Below are 25,080 nucleotides of genomic sequence, written 5' to 3'. Positions count from 1 at the left end.
TCCTCAAACTCCCCGCCCGCTTGCGGGTGGGGGTAGGGGGGTGTTCCCCTCCCGCACGCGGGAAGGGATATCTCATTCACTCGGCGGCGAGCTGCTGCTGGTCGTCCTCGTCATCCGGTCCGGCGACCGAATTGAGTTCGACGTTGAGGCCGAGCGAGCGCATTTCCTTGACGAGCACGTTGAAGCTCTCGGGGATGCCGGCCTCGAACGTGTCGTCGCCCTTGACGATCGCCTCGTAGACCTTGGTGCGGCCGATCACGTCGTCCGACTTCACCGTGAGCATCTCCTGCAGCGTGTAGGCGGCGCCGTAGGCCTGGAGCGCCCAGACCTCCATTTCGCCGAACCTTTGTCCGCCGAACTGCGCCTTGCCGCCCAGCGGCTGCTGCGTGACGAGGCTGTACGGCCCGATCGAGCGGGCGTGGATCTTGTCGTCGACCAGATGGTGCAGCTTGAGCATGTAGATATAGCCCACCGTCACCTTGCGATCGAACGCGTCGCCGGTACGGCCGTCGAACAGCTCGACCTGACCGCTTTCGTCCAGCCCCGCCATGCGCAGCATCGCCGAGACATCGGCCTCGCGGGCACCGTCGAACACCGGCGTGCCCATCGGGACGCCGCTGACCAGGTTGGACGCGAGCTCGATCACCTGGTCGTCGTCACGCCCGTCGATGTCGCCATCATAATGCGTGCCGTAGATGTCCTTGAGCTTGGTACGCAGCCCTTTGACGTCCTTGGTGTCGATGTCCTTGCCGCGGTGGTGCATGTCCTCGAGCATCGCCCCGATCTGTTTGCCGAGGCCGCGCGCGGCCCAGCCGAGATGGGTCTCGAAGATCTGGCCGACGTTCATCCGGCTCGGCACGCCGAGCGGATTGAGCACGATGTCGACCGGAGTCCCGTCTTCGAGGAACGGCATGTCCTCCTGCGGCAGGATGCGGCTGATCACGCCCTTGTTGCCGTGACGGCCGGCCATCTTGTCGCCCGGCTGCAGCTTGCGCTTCACCGCGACGAACACTTTGACCATCTTGAGCACGCCCGGCGGCAGCTCGTCGCCGCGCTCGAGCTTCTCGATGCGATCCTCGAGCCGGCGGCGGATCGTCGCCTCGGCCTCGTCATATTGCGTCTTCACCGCCTCGAGATCGGCCTGGACCTTGTCTTCCTTGACCGCGAACTTCCACCATTCGTGGCGCTCGACCGCCTGGAGCGATTCATCGTCGATCTCGCCGCCCTTCTTGAAGCCCTTCGGCGCCGCCGTGGCGGTCTGGCCGACGAGCATCTCGCGCAGGCGGGTGTAGGTGGCGCGCTTGAGGATCGAACGCTCGTCCTCGCTGTCCTTGCGGAGGCGATCCTTCTCCTCCGCCTGGATCTGGCGGGTACGGTCGTCGATGTCGATGCCGTGGCGGTTGAACACGCGCACCTCGACGATCGTGCCCGAGACGCCCGGCGGCAGGCGCAGCGACGTGTCGCGCACGTCCGAGGCCTTCTCGCCGAAGATCGCGCGCAGGAGCTTCTCCTCCGGCGTCATCGGGCTCTCGCCCTTGGGCGTGATCTTGCCGACCAATATGTCACCCGGCTCGACCTCGGCGCCGATGTAGACGATGCCCGCCTCGTCGAGATTGCGCAAAGCTTCCTCGCCGACGTTGGGGATGTCGCGGGTGATGTCCTCGGGCCCCAGCTTGGTGTCGCGGGCCATCACCTCGAACTCTTCGATGTGGATCGAGGTGAAGACGTCGTCCTTGACGATCCGTTCGGAGATCAGGATGGAATCCTCGAAATTATACCCGTTCCACGGCATGAACGCGACCAGCACGTTGCGGCCGAGCGCGAGCTCGCCGAACTCGGTCGATGGGCCGTCGGCAATGACGTCGCCGGCGTTGACCACTTCGCCCACCTTCACCAGCGGACGCTGGTTGATGCAGGTATTCTGGTTCGAACGCTGGAACTTCATCAGCGAGTAGATGTCGACGCCGGACGTGCCGGCATCGACGTCGCCGGTGGCGCGCACGACGATGCGGGCGGCGTCGACCTGGTCGACGATGCCGCTGCGGCGGGCAGCGATCGCTGCGCCCGAATCGCGCGCAACGGTCTCTTCCATGCCGGTGCCGACGAACGGCGCCTCGGCCCGGACCAGCGGCACCGCCTGGCGCTGCATGTTCGAGCCCATCAGCGCGCGGTTGGCGTCATCGTTCTCAAGGAACGGGATCAGCGACGCGGCGACCGACACCAGCTGCTTGGGGCTGACGTCCATCAGGGTGATCTGATCGCGCGGCGCCATCAGGAAGTCGCCGGCACGCCGTGAGGAGACGATCTCCTCGACGAAGCTGCCGTCGCCGGTCAGCTCGGCATTGGCCTGCGCGATGGTGTGCTTGGCCTCTTCCATCGCCGACAGATAGACGACCTCGTCGGTCACCTTATTGTCGACGACGCGGCGGTACGGCGTCTCGATGAAGCCGTATTTGTTGACCCGGCTGAAGCTCGCGAGGCTGTTGATCAGGCCGATGTTCGGCCCTTCGGGAGTCTCGATCGGGCAGATCCGGCCATAATGGGTCGGGTGGACGTCGCGGACCTCGAAGCCCGCGCGCTCGCGGGTGAGGCCGCCCGGCCCGAGCGCCGACACGCGACGCTTGTGCGTCACTTCGGAGAGCGGGTTGGTCTGGTCCATGAACTGCGACAGCTGCGAGGATCCGAAGAACTCGCGCACCGCGGCGACTGCAGGCTTGGCGTTGATCAGATCGTTCGGCATCACGGTCGACACGTCGACCGAGCTCATCCGCTCCTTCACCGCGCGCTCCATGCGCAGCAGGCCGACGCGATATTGGTTCTCGAGCAGCTCGCCGACCGAACGCACGCGGCGGTTGCCGAGATTGTCGATGTCGTCGATGTCGCCCTTGCCGTCCTTGAGGTCGACCAGGGTCTTCACGACCGCGATGATGTCTTCCTTGCGCAAGGTCGTGACGGTGTCCTCGACGTCGAGGTCGAGGCGCATGTTGAGCTTGACCCTGCCGACGGCCGAAAGGTCGTAGCGCTCGGGGTCGAAGAACAGGCCTGCGAACAGGGCCTCCGCGGTCTCGCGGGTCGGCGGCTCGCCGGGGCGCATCACGCGATAGATGTCGGACAGCGCGTGATCGCGGTCCTCGGCCTTGTCGGCCTTCAACGTGTTGCGGATCCAGGCACCGACGTTGACATGGTCGATGTCGAGCAGGGCGATGCGGTCGATCCCGGCCTTGTCGAGCTTCTCGATGTTCTCGGGCGTCACTTCGTCGCCCGCCTCGATATAGATTTCGCCGGTCTGGTCGTTGACGAGATCGAATGCCGAATAGCGGCCGAGGATTTCCTCGGTCGGGATCAGCAGCTCGGTGAGCCCATCCTTGGCCGACTTGTTCGCGGCGCGCGGGCTGATCTTGGTGCCGGCAGCGAACACGACTTCGCCGGACGTCGCGTCGACGACGTCATAGGTCGGCTTCAGGCCGCGCCATTGCTCGGGCAGGAACGGAATGCGCCAGCCGTTGGGGTCGCGCACGAACGTGACCGTCTCGTAGAAGGTGTTGAGGATCTCCTCGCTCGACATTTCGAGCGCGTGGAGGAGGGCGGTCACCGGCAGCTTGCGCTTGCGGTCGATGCGGACGTTGACGATGTCCTTGGCGTCGAACTCGAAATCGAGCCACGAGCCGCGATAGGGGATGACACGCGCGGCGAACAGGAACTTGCCCGAGGCGTGGGTCTTGCCGCGGTCATGGTCGAACAGCACGCCGGGGCTGCGGTGCATCTGGCTGACGATCACGCGCTCGGTGCCGTTGACGATGAACGTGCCGTTCTTCGTCATCAGCGGCATGTCGCCCATGTAGACGTCCTGCTCCTTGATATCGAGCACCGAGCGGGTCTCGGTATCGGGATCGACCTCGAACACGATCAGGCGCAACGTCACGCGCATCGGCGCGGCGTAGGTCATGCCGCGCTGGCGGCACTCGTCGACGTCGTACTTGGGATCCTCGAGCTCGTAATTGACGAAATCGAGCTCGGCGGTGCCGGCGAAATCGCGGATCGGGAAGACCGAGCGCAGGGTCTTCTCAAGGCCGGAGATGTAGGAGTCCTGGGGCCGCGAGCGAAGGAACTGCTCATAGCTGTCGCGCTGGACTTCGATGAGGTTCGGCATTTCCGAAACCTCGTGGATGTTGCCGAAGATCTTGCGGATACGCTTCGAAGCGGTTGACCGGGTACCGGTCGCCGGAGCTGCCTTGGTTGCCATGAAAAAATTTTGCCTCGTCTGTCAAAACAGGTGCGCATCAAGACAGAAAAAGCCGCGTTTCCCAGGGGGAAACCGCAGCTTCAGCGTCTATGAAACCTCAGCCGATCATACGTGCGATGCGCTGCGCGACGGCGCATCATGTCCCGAAAGGCTGTGGTGATGGTGGCTATTTAGGGAGTGGGGCTCTGAATGTCAAACCTTGCCGGCCGATGCCGATCCGGCACTCTGCGCGCCCCCAAAAGCGCGGCGCAGGCGGCCGGGAGGTGGACCGAAAGAAAAGGGGCGGCCCTTGCGAGCCGCCCCTTCAACTTTTCAGCCCCGGCTTTTTGGCCATGGCTTGTTCGGCCGAGGCCGAAGCAGCTTATTTCAGCTCGACGGTGCCGCCGGCTTCCTCGATCTGCTTCTTGATCTTCTCGGCTTCGTCCTTGTTGACGCCTTCCTTGATCGCCTTGGGAGCGCTCTCGACGAGCGCCTTGGCTTCGCCCAGGCCGAGGCCGGTCAGCGCGCGGACTTCCTTGATCACGTTGATCTTCTTGCCGCCGTCGCCGGTGAGGATGACGTCGAACTCGGTCTTCTCTTCGGCGGCCGGAGCGGCGGCGGCGGCGGGACCCGCAACCGCAACTGCTGCAGCGGCCGAGACGCCCCACTTCTCTTCGAGCGCCTTGGCGAGGTCGGCCGCCTCGAGGACGGTGAGCTGCGAAAGTTGATCAACCAGTGCGTTAATGTCTGCCATGTGATGTCTCCGTGAGGGCAATTGCCCCGTTCAGTTCAGATGTTGATGTGAATTCAGGCGTCTTCTTTGGCCGCATAAGCACCAAAGACGCGGGCCAGCTTGGCTGCCGGCGCATTGGCAAGCTGCGCGAGCTTGGTCGCGGGTGCCTGAACCAGGCCCACGATCGTTGCACGCAGTTCGTCAAGCGACGGAAGCGCAGCGAGCGCCCGCACCCCATTGACGTCGAGGATGGTGTCGCCCATCGCGCCGCCCACGATTTCGAACCTGTCGGTCGTCTTCGCGAAGTCGACGGCCACCTTGGCGGCCGCGACGGGATCGGTCGATGTGGCGAGCGCCGTCGGCCCCGTCAGCAGATCGCTGATGTTGGCGTAGGTGGTCCCCTCGATCGCAATGAGAGCGAGCCGGTTCTTCGCTACCTTGTAGCCGGCGCCTGCCTCGCGCATCCGCGTCCTCAAGGCGGTGGATTGCGCCACTGTGAGGCCGAGATTGCGGGTGACGACCACCACGCTCGTCTCGGATAACGTCTGCTTCAGCTCGGCAACCAGCTCGGACTTTTGAGCTCGATCCATGCCACTCTCCATTCAGCCCGGCAGAATGTCTGCCGGGACGGTGAACCGATGAGCGGAACTGCCGCTCACCGGATGTCCGAGGGGATTGGTTGCCTGGCCGAGATCACACCCGGCAGACCCGGCCTCCCATCGCACGGGCGGGCCGGAAAACTGTTCCCCGTCTTGGCGGGGGGATTTTAAGTCCTCCAAAGGAGAACCCCCGCTGTCTCGGACGGTGTGCCGGAAAGCATCGCTTTCCGGCGGTGATGCCGGCGGGAATGTCCCTCCGGCAATTTCAGGCCGGGACGCGCGAGGCGCGGCCCGGCGATATTCTCAGACCAGCGACACTTCCGCGGCGTCGACCTTGACGCCGGGGCCCATCGTCGAGCTCAGCGCCACCTTGCGGACATAGCGCCCCTTGGCGCCCGACGGCTTGGCCTTGACGATCGCATCGACGAAGGCGTCGAAGTTGCGGCGAAGATCGGCTTCGGAGAAGCTCGCCTTGCCGATCCCGGAATGGATGATCCCGGCCTTCTCGACGCGGAACTCGACCTGGCCGCCCTTGGCGGCCTTGACCGCTTCGGCGACGTTCGGCGTGACGGTGCCGAGCTTTGGGTTCGGCATCAGGCCCTTGGGGCCAAGCACCTTGCCGAGACGGCCGACGACACCCATCATGTCGGGGGTCGCGATCACGCGGTCGAAATCGATCGTGCCGCCCTGGATGGTCTCCATCAGATCCTCGGCGCCGACGATGTCCGCACCCGCTGCCAGGGCCTCGTCGGCCTTGTTGCCGCGCGCGAACACCGCGACGCGCACGTCCTTGCCGGTGCCGGCGGGGAGGGTGACGACGCCGCGCACCATCTGGTCCGCATGACGCGGATCGACGGCGAGGTTCATCGCGACCTCGATCGTCTCGTCGAACTTGGCGGTGGCGTTGGACTTCACCAGCCCGATCGCCTCGGAAACGCCATAGAGACGCTCGGCATCGACCGTGCTCGCTTGCGCTTTCTGCTTCTTGGTCAGCTTAGCCATCGTATCAGCCCTCCACCACTTCGAGGCCCATCGAGACGGCAGAGCCTTCGATGATCTTGGTCGCCGCGTCGAGATCGTTGGCGTTCAAGTCCTTCATCTTGGTCTCGGCGATCTGGCGAAGCGCCGAGCGCGTGATCTTGCCGGCGCTTGCCTTGCCGGGCTCCTTCGAGCCCGACTTGATGTTGGCGGCCTTCTTGATCAGGAACGAGGCCGGCGGCGTCTTCGTCTCGAACGAAAAGCTGCGATCCGCAAAGACGGTGATCACCGTCGGGATCGGCATGCCCTTTTCGAGGTCGCCGGTCGAGGCGTTGAACGCCTTGCAGAATTCCATGATATTGACGCCGCGCTGGCCCAATGCGGGCCCGATCGGCGGGCTCGGGTTGGCGGCGCCCGCGGGCACCTGGAGCTTGATATAGCCCGTAATCTTCTTTGCCATTGTTCAGTCACCTTCAAATTTGCGGTTTAGCGGTCCTAACGGCAGTGGCACTGCCTCCCGCACATCATCCCGGGCCAAACCGCGTGCGGCCCGGGCGATCTCGTGATGATCCTATTTGGCCAGCTCGACCTGCTCGAACTCGAGCTCGACCGGCGTCGCGCGGCCGAAGATCGAGACGCCGACCTTGACGCGGCCGCGGTCGAAATCGAGCTCCTCGACGATGCCGTTGAAGCTCGCGAACGGGCCTTCGAGCACCTTGACGCTGTCGCCGATCTCATAATCGACGCTGACCTTCGCCTTGGGCGTCGCGGCTGCAGCCTCGTCCTTGGTGTTGAGGATGCGCGCCGCCTCGGCTTCCGAGATCGGCTGGGGTTTCCCCGACGAGCCGAGGAAGCCGGTCACCTTCGGTGTGTTCTTCACCAGATGGTAGACGTCGTCGTTCATCGCCAGCTTCGCCAGCACGTAGCCCGGGAAGAATTTGCGGTCCGAGGTCACCTTCTTGCCGCGGCGGACCTCGGTGACCTTCTCGGTCGGGACTTCGACCGCTTCGACGAGCGTGTCGAGGCCAAGCCGATGCGCTTCCGCCATGATCGCGTCGCGCACCTTGTTCTCGAAGCCCGAGTAAGCGTGAATGATGTACCAACGAGACATTATGATCCCTAGCTCAGCAGCCCCAGCAACGTTCTCACGAGCGTGCTGAACGCCGAATCGACGGCAAAGAAGAAGATACCGAGCAGCGAGGTCATGATGATCACCATGATGGTGGTGACAATCGTTTCCCTGCGCGTCGGCCAGACGACCTTGGCAGTTTCGGCTTTAACCTGCCGCGCAAATTCGCCGATGCTGACCCTGGCCACCTGCTCACACCTTCAAAAACCAACAGCAAAGAGGCCGATGGCGCTCCGTCCGACCGGAGCGGCCTCGACCCTTATTTCGTCCCTGCGGCCCCAAATCGCAATCCCACGAGGCGTGGAATGTGAAATGGCAGGAGTGGAGGGACTCGAACCCACGGCCCTCGGTTTTGGAGACCGATGCTCTACCAGCTGAGCTACACTCCTCCGAGCCGGAGAGGCCGTGCACTTAACGAGGGAGCGCGTTGCGCGCAAGAGGGAGGGGGAGACATGCTCTGCGCCGGCGCGACGAACCGAAGACTCCGGCCTGCCCGCTTCAGGCGGCGATGTCGTACGGCTGGATGCCGCCCGAAAGATAGAGGTTGCGCGCCTTGGCGCGGCTGAGCTTGCCCGAGCTGGTGCGCGGCAAAGTGCGCGGCGGCACCAGTTCGATCACGCAGTTCATGCCGGTGATCGCGCGCACGCGTTCGCGGATCTCGTCGCGCAGCCGGCCGCGTTCCTCGGCGTCGGAGGTGCGGCATTGGACCAGCACCGCCGGCGTCTCCTCGCCGCCCGGAGTGGTGATCGAGAAAGCGGCGATGTCGCCCGCCTTGAAGCCCGGCAGCTGTTCCACCGCCCATTCGATGTCCTGGGGCCAGTGATTCCTGCCGTTGATGATGATCATGTCCTTCGCCCGGCCGACGATGTAGACATAGCCGTCGGACAAATAGCCCATGTCGCCGGTGTCGAGCCAGCCATCGGCATCGAGGCAGGCGGCGGTCGCTTCCTCGTCGCGGAAATAGCCGACCATGATCGAGGGGCCGCGGGCGTAGAGCCTGCCGATCGCGCGCTCGGGCAGCAACTGGCCTTCGTCGTCGCGGATCGCGATTTCCATCCCCGGCACCGGCCTGCCGCAATTGACGATCGGCCGATAGCGCTGCGGCCGGTCGCGCCGCGCGGTGTCGCCGCCGGCCAGCTCGGTTTCGGCGACCAGCTCGACGACGATACCTTCGCCCGGGGGCATGATCGACACCGCCAAAGTGGCTTCGGCGAGGCCGTAGCTCGGCAGGAAGCTGCTGGCCTTGAAGCCGGCCTCGGCGAAGGCATCGACGAACGCCTGCATCACGTCGGGGCGGATCATGTCCGCGCCATTGCCGGCGACACGCCAGCGCGAAAGGTCGAAGCGCTCGGAGACCTTGCTCTGGCTGCCGATCCGGCGCGCGCAAATGTCATAGCCGAAAGTCGGTGAATAGCTCAGCGTCGTGCCGGTGTTGCGGCTGATGAGGTCGAGCCAAGCGAGCGGCCGCCGAGCGAAATCCTCGGTCTTGAGGTAATCGGTCGAAACCTGATTGGCGACCGGGGAGAGGAAGCAGCCGACCAGCCCCATGTCATGGTACCAGGGCAGCCAGGACACGCAGCGGTCGCTGTCGACCACCTCCATGCCGTTGCTGTGCGCGGCGAGATTATGGAGCAGCGCCTGGTGAGTCACCGCCACGCCATGCGGAAAACGGGTCGAGCCGCTCGAATATTGGAGATAGGCGATATCGTCGCCCCGCGCCTGCGGCAGCTTGGCATCGGGCGACGGCAATAAGGCGAAGCTTTCCCAGGCCATGCTCTCGACGCCGATCGCGTCGGCGGCGGCGCCGGCCATTGCCGCCAACTCGGCGGGGTAGAGAAGCAGGCTCGGATCGCAGCTCCTGAGCTGGACGCCGATCTGGTCGATGTAGGAATCGCGCCCTCCGAACGAGGTCGGGAGCGGCAGCGGAACAGGCCAGCCGCCGGCATAGACGACGCCGAAGAACAAGGCTGCGAAGTCGGGGCCGGTTTCCGCGACGAGCGCCACGCGATCGCCGCGGCCGATCCCCCGCGCGATCAGGCGTCGCGCGGCGGCGAGCGCATCCTCACGCAGCTCGCTGAAACGGTAGGCGCGCGCCAAGGTGCCGCGCGGATCGTGGAAATTGAGGCCGCGAATACCCTTGGCGGCATAGTCGAGCGCGTCCCCGAGCGTTTCGAAGTCCGCGTAGCGGCGGGGAAGATCGTCGGCAGTTGGAGTCGGAATGAGCTGGTCAGCCGATTGGCGCGGCATAGCTTTGCCTTTTTCCTCTTCAAGCACTGTCGCATGGATCCTCATTGTCGCCCGGTAGGACGCACACACATTGTTCCCCTGCTTTGGAAACAAGGCGCGTTCATATTCCGGCTCGACTGTGGCACAATCATGGCGCGTGAGATCTGGACGTCACAAAGCAGCGCCTCGCCCGCTCGATCAGCCGGGCCTGGAGAGGCTCGGCCTTTTTTACGTCGGCCGTTATGCCACCACCCAGGCCAAGCTTCGCACTTATCTGAACCGCAAGGTGCGGGAACGCGGATGGAAGGATCCCTCCGCGCCGGGAGTGGACTCGATCGTCGAGCGGTTCGTCGAGCTCGGCTATATCGACGACGAAGCTTTTGCGCTGGCGCGAGGGGAGGCGCTGCAGCGACGCGGCTTCGGCGCGCGCCGGGTGGGGCTTGCGCTGCGCAGCGCAGGAGTTGCGGGCGACGCGGCGGATGCGGTCCGCGAGCAGCTCGAGGACGGCGCGTTCGCCGCCGCGCTCCGCTTCGCGCGACGGCGGAAGATCGGGCCCTACGCCGCCGCGCCCGCCGATCGGGCGGCGCAGCAGAAGGCGTTTGCGGCAATGATGAGGGCCGGCCACCCCGGTGAAATCGTCCGGAAGGTCCTCGGCGCGTCCCCCGAAGAGTTGCAGGAATTCGACGAGCCGTAAAAATCGTGTCGGAACAGTTCACAAGTCCGGGGAGACCATGATAGTCGTGACCCTCTAATATGGTGAATGGACGGTTCATGATCGCGCGCCCCGGAGCGGCTGCAGACAATGACGCGCCTTCGGACGGAGCTGGCGACGGGCCGTCCGAAGGCGACGCATTCGTCAAGCTGACCGGCTCGGTCAAATGGTTCGACGCGACCCGCGGCTTCGGCTTCCTGGTGAGCGATCAGGCCAAGGGCGACATCCTCATCCACTTCAGCATCCTCAAGGAGCATGACCGCAGGAGCCTCCCCGAGGGGACGATCGTCGAGTGCCTGGTGGCGGAGCAGGAGCGCGGCCTCCAGGCCAAGAAGATCCTGTCGATCGATCTCAGCCAGGCAATCGTGCCCGAGCTGGCGCGGCCTGCCGCGGCAGGGGGCGAGCGCATCGACCCCGCCGCCTTGCTCGACGAGGCCGGTCCGTTCGAACGGGTGCGGGTGAAATGGTTCAATCGCCTCAAGGGCTATGGCTTTCTGGTCCGCGAAAGCGAAGCTGCCACCGGGGGCGAGGACATCTTCGTTCATATGGAGACGGTCAGGCGGGGTGGCCTCAGCGATTTGACGCCCGACCAGCCGTTGCGCGCCCGGGTGGCGCTCGGTCGCAAGGGCCCGCTCGCGGTCGAGGTCGAGCCTGTCTGAGCCGGACCCGGAGTTTTCACAGTGAGTCGCAATCCCTTCCTTCTTCCGCTTGCGATCTTCGTCGCGCTCGCCGGCTGCACGGCCGAGACGCGCGGTTCGGCCGCACAGCCGGCGGCGCGGCAGCTGTCGCCCGCCGGGCTGGAGACGGTGCCGCTCGAGATCAAGAGCCGCGGCCGCACCCACCATTTTTCGGTCGAGGTGGCGCGCACGCCCAACGAGCAGGCCCGCGGACTGATGTTCCGCGAGCGGGTCGGCGACAATGAAGGGATGATCTTCCCATTCCGCGCGCCGGTCGTCGCGAGCTTCTGGATGAAGAACACCGTCGTGCCGCTCGACATGCTCTTCATCCGCGCCGACGGCGTCATCGCGCGCATCGCGGTCAACACCGTGCCTTACTCGCTCGATCCGGTATCCGCGGGCGAGCCGGTCGTTGCCGTGCTCGAGTTGAGGGGCGGCCGCTCCACCGAGCTCGGCATCGCCGCCGGCGATCGCGTGATCTGGGCGGGCGCTCCGGCGTCCTGACCTTTGGCCGACTGGGATGATGCCTGGGGCTGCGCGGGATGATGCTCGCCTGGGGGGACAATGCTTGCGCTCGCGCGGGCTTCGGCGCTAACGCCGCTGCTATGAAAGCCGGTCCCGTCCCCCGCCGCTCCGGCGGCTCCCGCAGCGCAAGGTTCGTGCAGTCATGATGCGAGCGTTGAAGATGATGTTCACCTGGTGGGACGGCGCGACCTTTGGGACGGCATTGTTCACGCGCTTCAACGGCGTCCGCGTCGGCAGCGACGTCTATGGCAACGTCTATTTCCAGGCCAAGAAGGGCACGCGCCGCTGGGTGATCTACAACGGCCCCAATGATGCGAGCCGGATCCCGCCCGAATGGTATGCATGGATCCATCATCAGATCGAGGGCCTGCCGGATGAGGCGCTGCCGCCGCCGCCGAAATTCCTCAAGCCGCCGATGCCCAACATGACCGGCACGTCCGCTGCCTATCGGCCGTCGGGTTCGCTCGACCGCGGCGGGCAACGCCAGGCCGCGAGCGGCGACTATGAAGCCTGGACTCCGAATTGAGCTGATGGCGCCCCGGTGAGGAGCCCGCTTCCCAACCACCTGATGGCCATGACAGCCGCGGCCGGCCTGCTTGCGCTTGGCGCTTGCGATCGCTCGCCGACGCCGTCGGCGCGATCGGGCAAGGGCGAGCCGGAGCCGGTGACGGTCGACGTGCCGCAGACCGTCGATGCGATCGCGCCGGGAACGACGCCGATGGCCGAGCGGGTGGCGGTGATCGGGCTGCTCAACAAGCGCAACGGGATTTCGCGGGACGTCACGCTGAAGCCTGGTCAGGCGGTCCGTCTCGGCGACGTGATCATCCGCCTGCGTGCCTGTGAGACGACCGCGCCCTGGGAGGTGCAGAAGCTTACCGGCGCGTTCGTCCAGCTCGACGTGCGCAACCCGCAGGACCAGTTCCAGCGGGTCTTCTCAGGCTGGCTCTACAAGGAAACGCCGTCGCTCAACGTCGTCGAGCATCCGATCTACGACGTCTGGCCCAAGAGCTGCGCGATGACCCATCCCGAGGCTGGGGAGTCGACCGTCCGCCTCGGATCGCCGGCGAGCAACCGGTCGAGGGCCCCGAATTCGACGCCGACCGGGCCGGCCGCGCCGGCGCCGGCAGCGCCGCCCGCAGCACCGGCGCCTGAACCGTCTTCGGGCGCGCCCGAGGCAAGCGCGGACGACAACAGCGCCAGATAATCCTTCTGGCTGATCTCGATCGCGCCGAGGCTTCGCAGATGCTCGGTCATGAATTGGCAATCGAGCAGCCTGTAGCCGCCGACGATCAGCCGTGCGACGAGCCAGGCCAGCGCAACCTTCGAGGCGTCGGTGCGCGTCGAGAACATGCTTTCGCCGAAGAAGGCGCCGCCGAGCTTGACGCCGTAGACGCCGCCGACGAGCGCGCCGTCGGCCCAGCATTCGACCGAATGGGCATGGCCGAGCCGATGGAGCAGATTGTAGCTGCTTTCGATCTCATCGTTGATCCAGGTTTCCTCGCGGTCGGCGCAATGGCGGACGACCGCGCCGAACGCCTGATCGGCCGTCACCTCGAACGTGCCGCGAACCAGGGTCTTGCGCAGCGAGCGCGACACCTTGAAGCGGTTCAACGGCAGGATCGCCCGGCGGCGCGGCTCGACCCAGAAGATCTTCGCCGCGTCCCGGCTGTCGGCCATCGGGAAGACTCCGACGGAATAAGCACGCAGCAGCAATTCCGGATCAAGTACCGCCATTGTGGTGAAATTGGAGCGGGCCGCACGGCCGGTCAACCGGCTTGGTTCGATTTCGGCCGACTTTGAACCGTCGCCGGGGAAATGACCTAGGGTCGGTGGTCTTAGCGCGGCGTCGAATTGCTGCGCGCGAGCCGCCGCTCGATCGCCTGCCACAAGGCCGCCATCGCCTCAGCGCCCGGCGAGCGCGGCGCGAACGCCCCGACCGCCTGGTGCCGCTCGGTCGTCGCCTCGATCGCGCTCGCCATCGGCACCACCGGCCATTCCGGGTTCGATCGCAGCGCGAGCAGATGCATCGAGCGCCGCCGATCGGCCATATTGTAGACCGGCAGCAGCGCACCGCGGCGGATCTCGTGGCGATCGAGGAACGCGATCACCTCGTTGAGCGCGCGCTGCGAGAGCGGCGAGGGGATCACCGGCACGATGATCAGGTCGGCTGCGCGCAGCACCTGCTCGCTGGTCTCGGTGAGCCCCGGCGGGCAATCGAGAAAGATCCGGTCATAATCCTTGCTGAGCCGCTCGAGCAGCTTCTCGAGCCGCTTCTTCTTGCCAAGGCCGAACAGCAGCCGGTCGAGCCCGCGCAACGAGGCATCGGCGGGGATCAGGTCGAGCCGCGGCGTGGCGGTCGGCTGGATGAGCTTGGCAGGGGCGACGTCGCGCGCGAACACCGCCTGCGCCTCGCCTTCGCCCTTGCGCTCGCCGTCGAGCAGGAAGCTTGCCGCCGCCTGCGGATCGAGATCCCACAACAAGGTCCTGCGCGCCGACAAGGCGGCCGCGGCCCAGGCGAGGTTGACCGCGAAGGTGGTCTTACCCACGCCGCCCTTGAGGCTGTAGATGGCGATAGATTTCATCTTTCCCCGCATCCGCGCATTATTGGGCATTGCCGCAAGATCGGCAAGCTGCGTGGATCGGAGACGGGATAGCTGCCGGACCGCGACTCTTTTATGACAGAGCCGCCTGGCCCGCTGCCCTCATCCTCTCCGCAGGGAGGGGACAGTCAGAGGATCGAGCGAACTTCCTCTTGCGGGCGACACAAGCGCACGCCCTTGTCGGTCTCGACCAGAGGACGGTTGATCAGGATCGGATGCTCGACCATCGCGTCGAGGATAGCCTCATCGCTGACGTCGTCGCCGAGCAGGCCGAGCTCCTGCGCGAGCGGTTCCTTGGCGCGAAGGCCTTCGCGCGCACTGATGCCGGCGCGCGCATAGAGCCGCTTGAGCTCCGCCTTGCTCGGCGGGTTCTTGAGATATTCGATCACCGTGACATCGGCGCCGGCATCGCCGAGCAGCTCGAGCGTCTTGCGCGACGTGCCGCAGCGTGGATTGTGGTAGATGGTGGCTTTCATACGTCTTGCTCGACCTCCGCCCGGGCCAGCCATTGCTCGAGCCATTTGATCGTATAGTCGCCGCTCCTGAATTCGGGATCGTCGACCAGTTTCTGGTGGAGCGGGATCGTCGTCTTCATGCCGTCGACGACGAATTCCTCGAGCGCGCGCCGCAGCCGCAGGATGCAGCGCTCGCGGGTCGTCCCATAGACGATCAATTTGCCGATCATGCTGTCGTAATAAGGCGGGACGCGATAGCCGGCGTAGAGGCCGCTATCGACTCGGACGTGCATGCCGCCCGGGGCGACGTAATTTTTGACCAGGCCCGGGGAGGGCGCGAAGGTCTGCGGATCCTCGGCGTTGATCCGGCACTCGATCGCGTGGCCGCGGAACTGCACCTGCTCCTGCCGGCACGACAGGCCTTCGCCCGATGCGATGCGGATCTGCTCGCGCACCAGATCGATGCCGGTGATCATCTCCGTCACCGGATGCTCGACCTGAAGCCGCGTGTTCATCTCGATGAAGTAGAATTCGCCGTTCTCGTAGAGGAATTCGATCGTTCCCGCGCCGCGATAACCCATCTCGGCCATCGCCTTGACGACGATCGCCCCCATCCGGGCACGCTGTTCTTCCGTTATGACCGGGGAGGGTGCTTCCTCGAGCACTTTCTGGTGGCGGCGCTGGAGCGAGCAGTCGCGCTCGCCGAGATGGATCGCATTGCCCTGGCCATCGCCGAACACCTGGAACTCGATGTGCCGGGGATCGTCGAGATATTTCTCGATATAGACGGTGTCGTCGCCGAATGCGTTCTTCGCCTCGCTGCGCGCCTGCATCATCTGCGCTTCGAGCTCGCCTTCGTGGCGGACGACCTTCATCCCGCGGCCGCCGCCGCCCGATGCGGCCTTGATGATCACCGGATAGCCGGTCTCGGCCGCGATTATTCGCGCCGCGGCGAACTCCTCGACCGGACCGTCGGAGCCCGGCACCAGCGGCAGGCCGAGCTTCGCCGCGGTCCTTTTCGCCTCGACCTTGTCGCCCATCGTGCGGATGTGCTCGGGCTTGGGGCCGATCCAGATGATGTTGTGCAGCTCGACGATCTCGGCGAATTGCGCATTCTCCGAAAGGAAGCCGTAGCCGGGATGGATCGCATCGGCGTGAGCGAGCTCGGCGGCCGAGATGATGTTGGGGATGTTGAGATAGGAATCGGCGGCCGGCGGCGGGCCGATGCAGATCGCTTCGTCGGCGAGCCTCACGTGCATCGCGTCGGCATCGGCGGTCGAATGCGCCGCGACCGTCTTGATGCCCATCTCGTGGCAGGCACGGTGGATGCGGAGCGCGATCTCGCCGCGGTTGGCGATCAGGATCTTCTTGATCGGCATCAGCGCTTCGCCCCGCTGGCGGAGACGGTCGGGACCGGGTGAACAGCCATGTCCGTTCTACTCGATGACGACGAGCGGCTGATCGTATTCCACCGGCTGCGCGTTCTGCACCAATATCTGGGTTACCGTGCCGGCGCGGGGCGCAGCGATGGCGTTCATCACCTTCATCGCCTCGATCAGCAGCAATGTATCGCCGGCATTGACCCTGGTGCCCGGCGCAACGAACGGCTCTGCCCCCGGCTCGCCGGCAAGATAGGCAGTGCCGACCATCGGCGATTTGACCAGGCCGGGATGGTTGCGCGCGATCTCGTCCGCCGTGGCGGCTGCCGCTTGCTCGCTGTGCACCGCCACCGGCGCCGCCGCGACCGGTGCCGCGACCGGAGCGGCGATCAGCTGACGCTTGACGACGATCCGGCGGCTGCCGTCCTCGACCTCGATCTCGGTCAGATCGTTTTCGGTGAGCAATTCGGCGAGCTGGCGAACCAGATCGGCATCGACCTGCATGCCAGTTTCGGCATTGCCGTCACTATCCGTCATCCGAGCCTCTTATCCCCTGTTGTCGCGCGCCTTGTCAGAGACGCGCCGCCGCGTCCAGAGCAAGCTCGTAGCCCGAGGCTCCGAAGCCCGCGACGATGCCCCTCGCGACCGGCGTGATATAGCTGTGATGGCGAAAGGGCTCGCGCGAATGGGGGTTCGAAAGGTGAACCTCGATGACCGGCACGTCGATCCCCTTGATCGCGTCGTGGATCGCGACCGAGGTGTGGGTGAACGCCCCGGCATTGAGGATCACCGCTTTCGCACCCCTCGCATTGGCCTCCTGCAGCCAGTCGACGAGATGCCCCTCATGGTTGGATTGGCGCATGTCGATGCCGAGGCCGAGCGCCTTCGCTCGGTCCTCCAGCGCGCCTGCGATGTCGTCGAGCGTGTCCGATCCGTAGATATGCGGTTCCCGCGTCCCAAGCAGGTTGAGATTCGGGCCATTGAGCACGTAGATCATCGGTAGCGTCGCCATCGCGAGTCCCTATATGGCGGTAATCCGAAGAGCGCAAAGGCAAGCCCGCTTATGGTAGACGACCAGACCCTGTCGATCCGCGTGAACGGCGAGCACCGTCGCGTGCCGAAGGGGATGACGATCGCGCAGCTCGCGCTCGAGCTCGGGCTGGAGCCGACCAAGGTGGCGGTCGAGCGCAACCTCGAAATCGTGCCGCGTTCGACCCTGGCCGACGTCGAGATCGAGGATGGCGACGACTATGAGATCGTCACCTTCGTCGGCGGCGGCGATCATGTCGGCACGGCCACCGAAGGCGGGACTGACAGCTGGACGGTCGCCGGCCGCACCTTCCGATCGCGGCTGATCGTCGGGACCGGCAAATATAAGAGTCTCGAGCAGAATGCCGCTGCGGTCGAGGCATCGGGCGCGGAAATCGTCACCGTCGCGGTGCGTCGCGTCAATATCGCTGACCGCAGCCAGCCGCTGCTGATGGATTATATCGATCCCAAGATCATCACCTATCTCCCGAACACCGCGGGCTGCTTCACCGCCGAAGAGGCGATCCGCACCTTGCGCCTCGCGCGCGAAGCCGGCGGCTGGACCCTGGTCAAGCTCGAGGTGCTCGGCGAAGCGAAGACGCTCTATCCCGACATGGTCGAGACTTTGCGCGCAACCGAGATCCTCGCCAAGGAAGGCTTCGAGCCGATGGTCTATTGTGCCGACGATCCGATCGCGGCCAAGCGGCTCGAGGATCTGGGCGCCGTCGCGATCATGCCGTTGGGTGCGCCGATCGGCTCCGGACTTGGCCTGCAGAATCAGGTGATGATCCGGCTGATGGTCGAGAATTCCAAAGTTCCGGTGCTGGTCGATGCCGGCGTCGGCACCGCCTCCGACGCAGCGGTGGCGATGGAGCTCGGCTGCGACGGGGTGCTGATGAACACCGCGATCGCGGAAGCGAAGGATCCGGTGCTGATGGCGCGCGCGATGAAAGCAGCGGTCGAGGCGGGCCGGTTGGCCTATCGCGCCGGCCGCATGGGCAAGCGCCGCTACGCCGACCCGTCGAGCCCGCTCGCAGGGCTGATCTAGCTTCCTCCCTCCGCCGTCGGCAGGAACAGCCGACACCGGCGCGAGTTGGTAGGCGCATCGATTGGAGGGGTCCGAATGGGCGACTTCGCCGCGGAGCGCAACCGCATGGTCAAGCGGCAGGTCGCCGCCCGCGGAATCATGGGCCATCGCCTGCTCGATGCCATGCGCGAGGTGCCGCGCGAGGCGTTCGTCCCCGCGCATCTCGAGGAATTCGCCTACGAGGATTCGCCGCTCCCGATCGAAGCCGATCAGACCATTTCGCAGCCCTATATCGTCGCGCTGATGATCGAGGCGGCGGAAATCTCGCCTACCGACCGCGTGCTCGAGATCGGCGCCGGTTCGGGTTATGCGGCGGCGGTGATGGGGCGGGTCGCGAAGCAGGTGATTGCGATCGAGCGCCACCAGGAGCTTGCCGATCTCGCCCGCGCGCGGATCGAGCGGCTCGGCTACCCCAATGTCGAAATCCGTCACGGCGACGGCAGCAAGGGGTGCCCGCAGGAAGCGCCGTTCGATGCCATCCTCGCCGCCGCGAGCGGTTCGCACGTCCCCGAGGTGCTGCTCGCCCAGCTCGTGATCGGCGGGCGGCTGGTGATGCCGATCGGCGAGCCGTATTCGGTCCAGAGCCTGGTCAAGGTCACCAGGGTCGGCGCCGACGAATATGAGCAGGAGGATCTTGGCCCGGTCCGGTTCGTGCCGCTGATCGGCCAGCACGGCTGGCGCGACGCGGCCGGCGATGGCGGCGGCGAACGCTCGCAGCCGCTCGCCTTGCCCGAGCTCATCCGTTCGGCCGCCGAGCCGCTGCCCGAATTCGACGATCCCGCCTTCGGTGCCTTGTTCGACCGCTTTGGCGATGCGCGGATCGTGCTGCTCGGGGAGGCGAGCCACGGCACGTCCGAATTCTACCAGGCGCGCGCCGCGATCTCGCGCCGCCTGATCGAGCGCCACGGCTTCAACATCCTCGCGGTCGAAGCCGATTGGCCCGACGCCGCCAACATCGACCGCTATGTCCGTCATCGCCCGAGGCGCGAAGGCGAGGAGGCGGCCTTCCAGCGGTTCCCCACATGGATGTGGCGCAACACCGACGTCGATTCGTTCGTGCGTTGGCTTCGCCGGCACAATCAGGATCGGCCAGCCGAGGCCATGACCGGCTTCTACGGGCTCGACCTCTACAATCTCGGCGGCTCCATCCGCGCGGTGATCGACTATCTCGACGATGTCGATCCCGAGGCGGCGGCGGTGGCACGCGAGCGCTACGGCTGCCTTCGCCCGTGGAGCAAGGATCCGGCCGGCTATGGCCGCATGGCGATCACCCAGGGGTTCGCCCAATGCGAGCAGCCCGTCGTCCAGATGCTGCGCGAGCTTTTGCAGAAGCGCGCCGATTATGTCGGGGAGGACGGCGACGAATTCCTCGATGCGGCCGCCAATGCGCGGCTCGTCAAGAACGCCGAGGCTTATTACCGCGTGATGTACCATGGCGCGGCCGAGAGCTGGAACCTGCGCGACACGCACATGTTCGAGACGCTCGTCCAGCTTCTCGACGCCAAGGGAAGCGGCGCCAAGGCGATCGTCTGGGCCCACAATTCGCATATCGGCGATGCGTCGCAGACCGAAATGGGCCGGGTCCGCGAGGAGCTCAACATCGGCCAGCTCTGCCGCGAACGGTTCGGCGACGACGCGGTGCTGATCGGCTTCGGCACCCACAGCGGCACCGTTGCGGCCGCAAGCGACTGGGATGCCGAGATGGAAATCAAGAATGTGCGCCCGTCGCTCGCCGACAGCTATGAGCGCCTCTGCCACGATTCCGGAGTCGGCCGCTTTCTTCTCGACCTGCGCGAGGGCCGCAACGAGGAGGCGCGCGATGCGCTCTGGGCCTCGAAGCTCGAGCGCTTCATCGGGGTGATCTACCGGCCCGAGACCGAGCGCTGGAGCCATTATGCCGAATCATCGCTGCCGGGTCAGTTCGACGCCTGGCTGTGGTTCGATGAGACGCGGGCGGTGACTCCGTTGCCGGGCGCGGTTCAGGCCGGCGAGGACGATACCTACCCGTTCGGGCTTTAATCGCGGGCGGCAACCAGCGCTTCGGCAGCTTTCTGCCCGGCGTTCGCCCTCAAGGTCAGGGGCGTCGGTTCGGCGCGCCAGCTCGCGATGATCTTCTCGCCGCCGGCTCTCTCTTGTTCGGAGAGGCCCGTCGCGAACATCGCCTTGAGCTCAGCGGCGAAGGCGCGCGTCTCGTCATCTTCGCCCGCGAGCGAGAGCAAGGTGTAAGCATAATATTTCGCGCCGTCCCTTGCGTCCGCAAACGGCCGGCCGGAGTGGTAGGAGCCAAGCGCGAGCAAGGCGGGGGAAGAGCCTTGCCGCGCAGCCGCCTCGAGCCAACGCAGCCCTTCTTCCCTGTCGCCCCGCTGCAGATAATGCTGCGCCACTTCAAATTGGGCGAGCGCGTATCCCGCTTCGGCGGCCACCAATTTGTGGCGAAGCGCGAGGGCCGGATCGGCTGCGACGACACCTTCGCCCTGGCCGGCATAATAGCATCCAATCTTATAGGCACCGAGCGGATCGCCGCCTTCGGCGGCCTGCTTGAACAGCTCGAACGCTTTGGCGGGGTCGCGCGCGGCCCCGCCCAGCCCAAGATGGTAGATCATGCCGAGGTGATAGGCGGCCTGGGGATTGCGCTCGGCTGCGAGTTTTTCGAGCTTTGCCCTCACAGTCGCATCGGCCGCAGCGGCCGGGGGACAGCAAGCGGCGAACAGCGCGAGCGGCAGGAACAGGCGCAACCTTGCTCTCATCGCAATGCTACGATTTGCGAGCGCGGTTGCGGATCTGCGTGATCGTGGTGCCGTGCGCGATCATCTCGACGTCGGTCTTGAGATGGAGCAGCCTGACGCCGCGCTCGGCCTTGGCGCGTTCGAGCGCCGGGGCGAACTCCTCGGTCGTCAGCACCGTCTCTCCCCACGCGCCATAGGCGCGCGCCAGCGCGGCGAAATCGGGATTGCGCAGCTCGGTGCCCGAGACACGCTCGGGATATTCGCGTTCCTGGTGCATCCGCACCGTGCCGTAGCTGCCGTTGTCGATCACCAGCACGATCAGCTCGGCACCATATTGGACGGCCGTGGCAAGCTCCTGGCCGGTCATCAGGAAGTCGCCGTCGCCGGTGGTCGCGACCACCATCCGCTCCGGGAAACGCAGCGCCGCGGCAATCGCGGCGGGCAGGCCATAGCCCATCGTGCCGTTGGTCGGCGCGAGTTGGCTCGGGAACGGGCCGTGGCGCCAATAGCGGTGGAACCAGCCGGAGAAAGCGCCGGCGCCGCTGCATTGGATGGTGTCAGCGGGCAGCATCTCGCGCATCGCGAGCACGACCATGCCGAGATCGAGCTTCGTCTCCTTGGGCTGCGGCGTGCTCCATTCGAGCCACTCGCGCCGCGCTTCGGCGCCCGAGGAGAAGGAGATCACCTCATCGTCCCAGCCGGCGACCAGCTCGGCGAACTCGCGCATGTCGGCGCAGATCGGCAGATCAGTGCGATAGACGCTGCCGAGCTCGTTGGGATCCGGGTGGACATGGACGAGGATCTGGCCGGGATGCTCGGGCGTGACGATCGTATAGCCGTCGGTCGTCGCTTCGCCGAGCCGCGGGCCGACGACGAGCAGGAGATCGGCCTGCTTGATCCGCTCGACCAGCTTGGGATTGGGGCCGTAGCCGAGATTGCCGGCATAGACCGCGCTGCTGCTCGGGATCGCATCCTGCCGCCGGAAGGCGGTCGCCACCGGCAGTCCTATGCGCTCGGCGAATTCGGTGAAATGATGCGCGGCGGCTGCATCCCAGCCGGCACCGCCGACGATCGCGACCGGCGCGGCGGCGTCGTTGAGCAGGCCCATCAACGTCATCGTCGCCATTGCACAGGCAGGCTGGACCGGCGGCTTCACCTGAGGACGATCGATTGCCTCGACTTCATCGCTCAGCACATCCTCGGGGAGCGCGAGCACGACGGGGCCGGGGCGGCCGGCCGTCGCGGTCGAATAAGCGCGCGCGATATATTCGGGGATTCGCCGCGCATCGTCGATCCGCGCCACCCACTTCGCCAGCGGCCGGAACATCGCGACGAAGTCGACCTCCTGGAAGACTTCGCGATCCCGCACGTCGCGCCCGACATCGCCGATCAGCAGGATCATCGGCGTCGAATCCTGCATCGCCGCGTGGACCCCGATCGCGGCATTGGTCGCGCCTGGCCCGCGCGTGACGAAGGCGACGCCGGGCCTGCCGGTGAGTTTGCCATCGGCTTCGGCCGCATAGCCGACGCCGCCTTCCTGGCGGCAGATCACAAACTCGATCTGCGGTGTGTCGAGCAGCGCGTCGAGCACCGGCAGGAAGCTCTCGCCCGGGACCGAGAAGATCCGCTCGCAGCCTTGCGCGACCAGATTGTCGATGAGGATGCGACCGCCGCTTCGAAGATCAGCCATGGCTGCGCCCTAGACCATTTCCCAATGCGGTGGAAACGCCTCGATGCGCGATATGGGTTAGGGCGGACGCGCGGACACTCTCGTCGACCCGGATCCTCTCCGGGACGCGGACTTTCACCGCCTACAGGCTTGACCCGATTGTCGCGGCGCATAGGGGAGCGCCATGACCAAGAGTGAAATCACGGCGATTCTGGACGCCAAGCGCGGCTGGCTGCCCGGCAAGCGTATCAAGATCGATTTCGGCAGCGACGGCGTGGTGATGCTCGACGGCGTCGCGGAGGCGGTCACGGAAGAGGATGGCGCGGCCGACACGGTGATCGGCGTCAGCTGGGCCGATCTCAAGGCGCTCGGCCGGCGCGAGCTCGATCCAATGGCGGCGCTGATGCAGGGCCGCATCCGGATCGACGGTGATTTCGCTAACGCGCTGCACCTCCAGCGCATTTTCGCGGACCTCGGGGGCGCCTCTTAGCATTGCGCGAAAAGGCGGGTACCGGCTTTTCGCAAACAGCAATGCGGCCCCAAACAATTCCGGGGAATATTGCACTGCGGCAAAGGTGCCTTGACCGCGTCCGCCGCCGCCGCCTATCGCCTGATCTTCGCTTAGGAAGCGATCGATGCAGAAAATCTATGCCAATGCCGGGGCGGCGCTCGAAGGCCTGTTGTTCGACGGGATGACGATTGCTGCCGGCGGCTTCGGGCTCAGCGGCATTCCCGAGCGGCTGATCGATGCGATCCTCGCAAGCGGCGTCAAGGATCTGACCTTCGTCTCGAACAATGCCGGCATCGACAATGAAGGCCTCGGCAAGCTGCTGCGGTCGCGCCAGATCAGGAAGATGGTCTCCTCCTATGTCGGCGAGAACAAGGAGTTCGAGCGGCAATATCTCGCGGGCGAGATCGAGGTCGAATTCGCGCCGCAGGGGACGCTCGCCGAACGCTGCCGGGCAGGGGGCGCGGGGATCGCCGGCTTCTACACCAGGACGGGGGTCGGAACGATCGTCGCCGAGGGCAAGGAGCATAAGGAGTTCGACGGCGAGACCTATATCCTCGAGCGCGGCATCCGCACCGACCTTGCGATCATCAAGGGCCACAAGGCCGATGAGGCCGGCAACCTCGTCTTCCGCAAGACCGCGCGCAACTTCAACCAGCCGCTCGCGACCGCCGGTCGCGTCTGCGTCGCCGAGGTCGAGGAGATCGTGCCGGTCGGCAGCATCGATCCCGATCACGTCCATCTGCCGGGCATCTATGTGAAACGACTGATCGACGGATCGCCCTACGAGAAGAAGATCGAATTCCGCACGACGCGTCCGAGGGAGGCTGCCTGATGGCTTGGGATCGCAACCAGATGGCCGCGCGCGCCGCGCAGGAGCTGCGCGACGGCTATTATGTCAATCTCGGCATCGGCATCCCGACCTTGGTCGCCAACCACATCCCGCCCGGCGTGCAGGTCACCCTTCAGTCCGAGAACGGCATGCTCGGCATCGGCCCCTTTCCCTATGAGGACGAAGCCGATCCCGATCTGATCAACGCCGGCAAGCAGACGATCAGCCAGCTTCCCGATTCCTCCTTCTTCTCGTCGGCCGACAGCTTCGCGATGATCAGGGGCGGACATATCGATCTCACCGTGCTCGGCGCGATGGAGGTCAGCGAGAACGGCGACATCGCCAACTGGATGATCCCCGGGAAGATGATCAAGGGCATGGGCGGCGCGATGGACCTCGTCGCCGGCGTCAAGCAGATCATCGTCGTGATGGAGCATGTCTCCAAGAACGGGGATCCCAAATTCATTCCGCAATGCACGCTGCCGCTGACCGGCAAGAATGTGGTGGACATGATCATCACCGATCTGTGCGTGTTCCGCCGGCCCAACCACGAGGCGCCGTTCGCGCTGATCGAGATGGCGCCTGGCGTCACCGCCGAGGAAGTCGCCGCCAAGACCACCGCCCGCTACACCAGCTGAGCGCCGCGATCCGATGTCAGGCGGCGAGCAGCTCCGCCTGCAGCGACGCCAGGCCGCGCAATGTATTGTGGGGCCTGCGCACCGGCGCTTCAGCGCGGAACGCGGCGACTCTCGTCACCATCGCCTCGAACAGGACGGCGAGCTCGAGCTTGGCGAGGTGCATGCCGGCGCAGACGTGCGTCCCGAACCCGAAGCCGAGATGGTCGCTGGGCTTGCGGGTGACGTCGAACCGAGCCGGGTCCGGATATTTCGCCGGATCGCGGTTGGCGCAGGCATAAAGCATCAATGCGCGGGACCCGGCCTTCAGGGTCACTCCGTCGATGTCATGGTCGGTCGTGACCTGCCGCGCGAATGAG

Annotated in this window: 26 protein-coding genes, 1 tRNA gene and 1 pseudogene; 10 read left to right on the top strand and 18 right to left on the bottom strand. The window is 65.6% G+C overall.

The features are described 5' to 3' along the window. Nucleotides 1-76: 76 nt before the first annotated feature. From rpoB to V6M48_RS06900, 9 genes are all read right to left on the bottom strand, one after another. Nucleotides 77-4,243, bottom strand: a complete 4,167-nt coding sequence (gene rpoB / locus V6M48_RS06940) for a DNA-directed RNA polymerase subunit beta (RefSeq protein WP_332811804.1) — start codon at nt 4,241-4,243, stop codon at nt 77-79. A 361-nt stretch (nt 4,244-4,604) separates the two neighbouring features. Continuing rightward, nucleotides 4,605-4,976 (bottom strand): 50S ribosomal protein L7/L12, encoded by a 372-nt coding sequence (gene rplL, locus V6M48_RS06935; RefSeq protein ID WP_332811803.1) that lies wholly within the window; start codon nt 4,974-4,976, stop codon nt 4,605-4,607. A 53-nt stretch (nt 4,977-5,029) separates the two neighbouring features. After that, nucleotides 5,030-5,545 carry a 50S ribosomal protein L10 gene (rplJ, locus tag V6M48_RS06930; protein WP_332811802.1) on the bottom strand — a complete coding sequence of 172 codons (516 nt, stop codon included), beginning with the start codon at nt 5,543-5,545 and terminating at the stop codon, nt 5,030-5,032. Between the two features lie 312 nt (nt 5,546-5,857). Next, nucleotides 5,858-6,556, bottom strand: a complete 699-nt coding sequence (gene rplA, locus V6M48_RS06925; protein WP_332811801.1) for a 50S ribosomal protein L1 — start codon at nt 6,554-6,556, stop codon at nt 5,858-5,860. 4 nt (nt 6,557-6,560) lie between these two features. Beyond that, the gene (gene rplK, locus V6M48_RS06920) at nt 6,561-6,992 is read right to left on the bottom strand and encodes a 50S ribosomal protein L11 (protein WP_332811800.1); all 432 of its coding nucleotides are present in this window, start codon (nt 6,990-6,992) and stop codon (nt 6,561-6,563) included. Nucleotides 6,993-7,103: 111 nt separating this feature from the next. After that, a complete protein-coding gene (gene nusG, locus V6M48_RS06915; RefSeq protein ID WP_332811799.1) occupies nt 7,104-7,643 on the bottom strand; it encodes a transcription termination/antitermination protein NusG in 540 nt (179 codons plus the stop codon). 8 nt (nt 7,644-7,651) lie between these two features. Then, nucleotides 7,652-7,849, bottom strand: a complete 198-nt coding sequence (secE, locus tag V6M48_RS06910) for a preprotein translocase subunit SecE (protein WP_332811798.1) — start codon at nt 7,847-7,849, stop codon at nt 7,652-7,654. Between the two features lie 125 nt (nt 7,850-7,974). Beyond that, a tRNA-Trp gene (locus tag V6M48_RS06905) sits at nt 7,975-8,050 on the bottom strand. A 109-nt stretch (nt 8,051-8,159) separates the two neighbouring features. Then, nucleotides 8,160-9,908 (bottom strand): fatty acyl-AMP ligase, encoded by a 1,749-nt coding sequence (locus V6M48_RS06900; protein WP_332811797.1) that lies wholly within the window; start codon nt 9,906-9,908, stop codon nt 8,160-8,162. Nucleotides 9,909-10,044: 136 nt separating this feature from the next. Here V6M48_RS06900 and V6M48_RS06895 point away from each other — a divergent pair, with 136 nt between their 5' ends. The 5 genes and pseudogenes from V6M48_RS06895 to V6M48_RS06875 all read left to right on the top strand — a co-directional run. Then, entirely contained in the window at nt 10,045-10,581 is a 537-nt protein-coding gene (locus V6M48_RS06895; RefSeq protein ID WP_332811796.1) for a RecX family transcriptional regulator, read from the top strand. A 77-nt stretch (nt 10,582-10,658) separates the two neighbouring features. Beyond that, the gene (locus tag V6M48_RS06890; protein ID WP_332811795.1) at nt 10,659-11,258 is read left to right on the top strand and encodes a cold-shock protein; all 600 of its coding nucleotides are present in this window, start codon (nt 10,659-10,661) and stop codon (nt 11,256-11,258) included. A 21-nt stretch (nt 11,259-11,279) separates the two neighbouring features. Continuing rightward, a complete protein-coding gene (locus V6M48_RS06885) occupies nt 11,280-11,780 on the top strand; it encodes a DUF192 domain-containing protein (RefSeq protein WP_332811794.1) in 501 nt (166 codons plus the stop codon). Nucleotides 11,781-11,946: 166 nt separating this feature from the next. Next, nucleotides 11,947-12,327, top strand: a complete 381-nt coding sequence (locus V6M48_RS06880; protein WP_332811793.1) for an NADH:ubiquinone oxidoreductase subunit NDUFA12 — start codon at nt 11,947-11,949, stop codon at nt 12,325-12,327. A gap of 42 nt (nt 12,328-12,369) precedes the next feature. Next, a pseudogene (locus tag V6M48_RS06875) lies at nt 12,370-12,753 on the top strand (DUF2155 domain-containing protein); the annotation flags it as partial. Nucleotides 12,754-12,788: 35 nt separating this feature from the next. Here the strand turns inward: V6M48_RS06875 and aat are convergent. From aat to aroQ, 6 genes are all read right to left on the bottom strand, one after another. Next, the gene (aat, locus tag V6M48_RS06870) at nt 12,789-13,535 is read right to left on the bottom strand and encodes a leucyl/phenylalanyl-tRNA--protein transferase (RefSeq protein ID WP_332811816.1); all 747 of its coding nucleotides are present in this window, start codon (nt 13,533-13,535) and stop codon (nt 12,789-12,791) included. 101 nt (nt 13,536-13,636) lie between these two features. Continuing rightward, nucleotides 13,637-14,383, bottom strand: coding sequence for a ParA family protein (locus tag V6M48_RS06865; protein WP_332811792.1), 747 nt, complete (start codon nt 14,381-14,383; stop codon nt 13,637-13,639). Between the two features lie 146 nt (nt 14,384-14,529). After that, nucleotides 14,530-14,877: an arsenate reductase (glutaredoxin) gene (gene arsC / locus V6M48_RS06860; protein ID WP_332811791.1), complete on the bottom strand. Its 348-nt coding sequence runs from the start codon at nt 14,875-14,877 to the stop codon at nt 14,530-14,532. Further along, nucleotides 14,874-16,235 carry an acetyl-CoA carboxylase biotin carboxylase subunit gene (accC, locus tag V6M48_RS06855; RefSeq protein WP_332811790.1) on the bottom strand — a complete coding sequence of 454 codons (1,362 nt, stop codon included), beginning with the start codon at nt 16,233-16,235 and terminating at the stop codon, nt 14,874-14,876. Before accC ends, arsC begins: the two co-directional genes overlap by 4 nt. 57 nt (nt 16,236-16,292) lie before the next feature. Further along, nucleotides 16,293-16,772: an acetyl-CoA carboxylase biotin carboxyl carrier protein gene (accB, locus tag V6M48_RS06850; RefSeq protein ID WP_332811789.1), complete on the bottom strand. Its 480-nt coding sequence runs from the start codon at nt 16,770-16,772 to the stop codon at nt 16,293-16,295. A gap of 34 nt (nt 16,773-16,806) precedes the next feature. After that, entirely contained in the window at nt 16,807-17,247 is a 441-nt protein-coding gene (gene aroQ, locus V6M48_RS06845) for a type II 3-dehydroquinate dehydratase (RefSeq protein ID WP_332811788.1), read from the bottom strand. A 51-nt stretch (nt 17,248-17,298) separates the two neighbouring features. Here aroQ and thiS point away from each other — a divergent pair, with 51 nt between their 5' ends. Together thiS and V6M48_RS06835 are read left to right on the top strand one after the other, a co-directional pair. Further along, complete coding sequence (gene thiS, locus V6M48_RS06840) at nt 17,299-18,312, top strand: sulfur carrier protein ThiS (RefSeq protein WP_332811787.1); 1,014 nt, start codon at nt 17,299-17,301, stop codon at nt 18,310-18,312. Between the two features lie 75 nt (nt 18,313-18,387). Continuing rightward, a complete protein-coding gene (locus V6M48_RS06835; protein WP_332811786.1) occupies nt 18,388-20,370 on the top strand; it encodes a protein-L-isoaspartate(D-aspartate) O-methyltransferase in 1,983 nt (660 codons plus the stop codon). Here the strand turns inward: V6M48_RS06835 and V6M48_RS06830 are convergent. Together V6M48_RS06830 and V6M48_RS06825 are read right to left on the bottom strand one after the other, a co-directional pair. Next, complete coding sequence (locus tag V6M48_RS06830) at nt 20,367-21,098, bottom strand: tetratricopeptide repeat protein (protein ID WP_332811785.1); 732 nt, start codon at nt 21,096-21,098, stop codon at nt 20,367-20,369. The two genes, V6M48_RS06835 and V6M48_RS06830, sit on opposite strands and share 4 nt — an antisense overlap. A 7-nt stretch (nt 21,099-21,105) precedes the next feature. After that, complete coding sequence (locus V6M48_RS06825; RefSeq protein WP_332811784.1) at nt 21,106-22,767, bottom strand: thiamine pyrophosphate-binding protein; 1,662 nt, start codon at nt 22,765-22,767, stop codon at nt 21,106-21,108. A gap of 163 nt (nt 22,768-22,930) precedes the next feature. Here V6M48_RS06825 and V6M48_RS06820 point away from each other — a divergent pair, with 163 nt between their 5' ends. From V6M48_RS06820 to V6M48_RS06810, 3 genes are all read left to right on the top strand, one after another. After that, nucleotides 22,931-23,236 carry an SCP2 sterol-binding domain-containing protein gene (locus tag V6M48_RS06820; protein ID WP_332811783.1) on the top strand — a complete coding sequence of 102 codons (306 nt, stop codon included), beginning with the start codon at nt 22,931-22,933 and terminating at the stop codon, nt 23,234-23,236. A gap of 145 nt (nt 23,237-23,381) precedes the next feature. Next, the gene (locus V6M48_RS06815; RefSeq protein ID WP_332811782.1) at nt 23,382-24,089 is read left to right on the top strand and encodes a CoA transferase subunit A; all 708 of its coding nucleotides are present in this window, start codon (nt 23,382-23,384) and stop codon (nt 24,087-24,089) included. Then, nucleotides 24,089-24,724 (top strand): 3-oxoacid CoA-transferase subunit B, encoded by a 636-nt coding sequence (locus V6M48_RS06810; protein ID WP_332811781.1) that lies wholly within the window; start codon nt 24,089-24,091, stop codon nt 24,722-24,724. The genes V6M48_RS06815 and V6M48_RS06810 overlap by 1 nt, the downstream gene beginning before the upstream one ends. Before the next feature lie 16 nt (nt 24,725-24,740). Here V6M48_RS06810 and V6M48_RS06805 read toward each other — a convergent pair. Next, a partial coding sequence (locus tag V6M48_RS06805) for a cytochrome P450 (protein ID WP_332811780.1) occupies nt 24,741-25,080 on the bottom strand: 340 nt, incomplete at its 5' end.

The sequence above is a fragment of the Sphingomonas sp. genome, from assembly GCF_036677245.1.
Classification (GTDB): Bacteria; Pseudomonadota; Alphaproteobacteria; order Sphingomonadales; family Sphingomonadaceae; genus Allosphingosinicella.
Note: the sequence above shows the minus strand (reverse complement) of the source record. Positions and strands in the feature narration are given on the sequence as shown.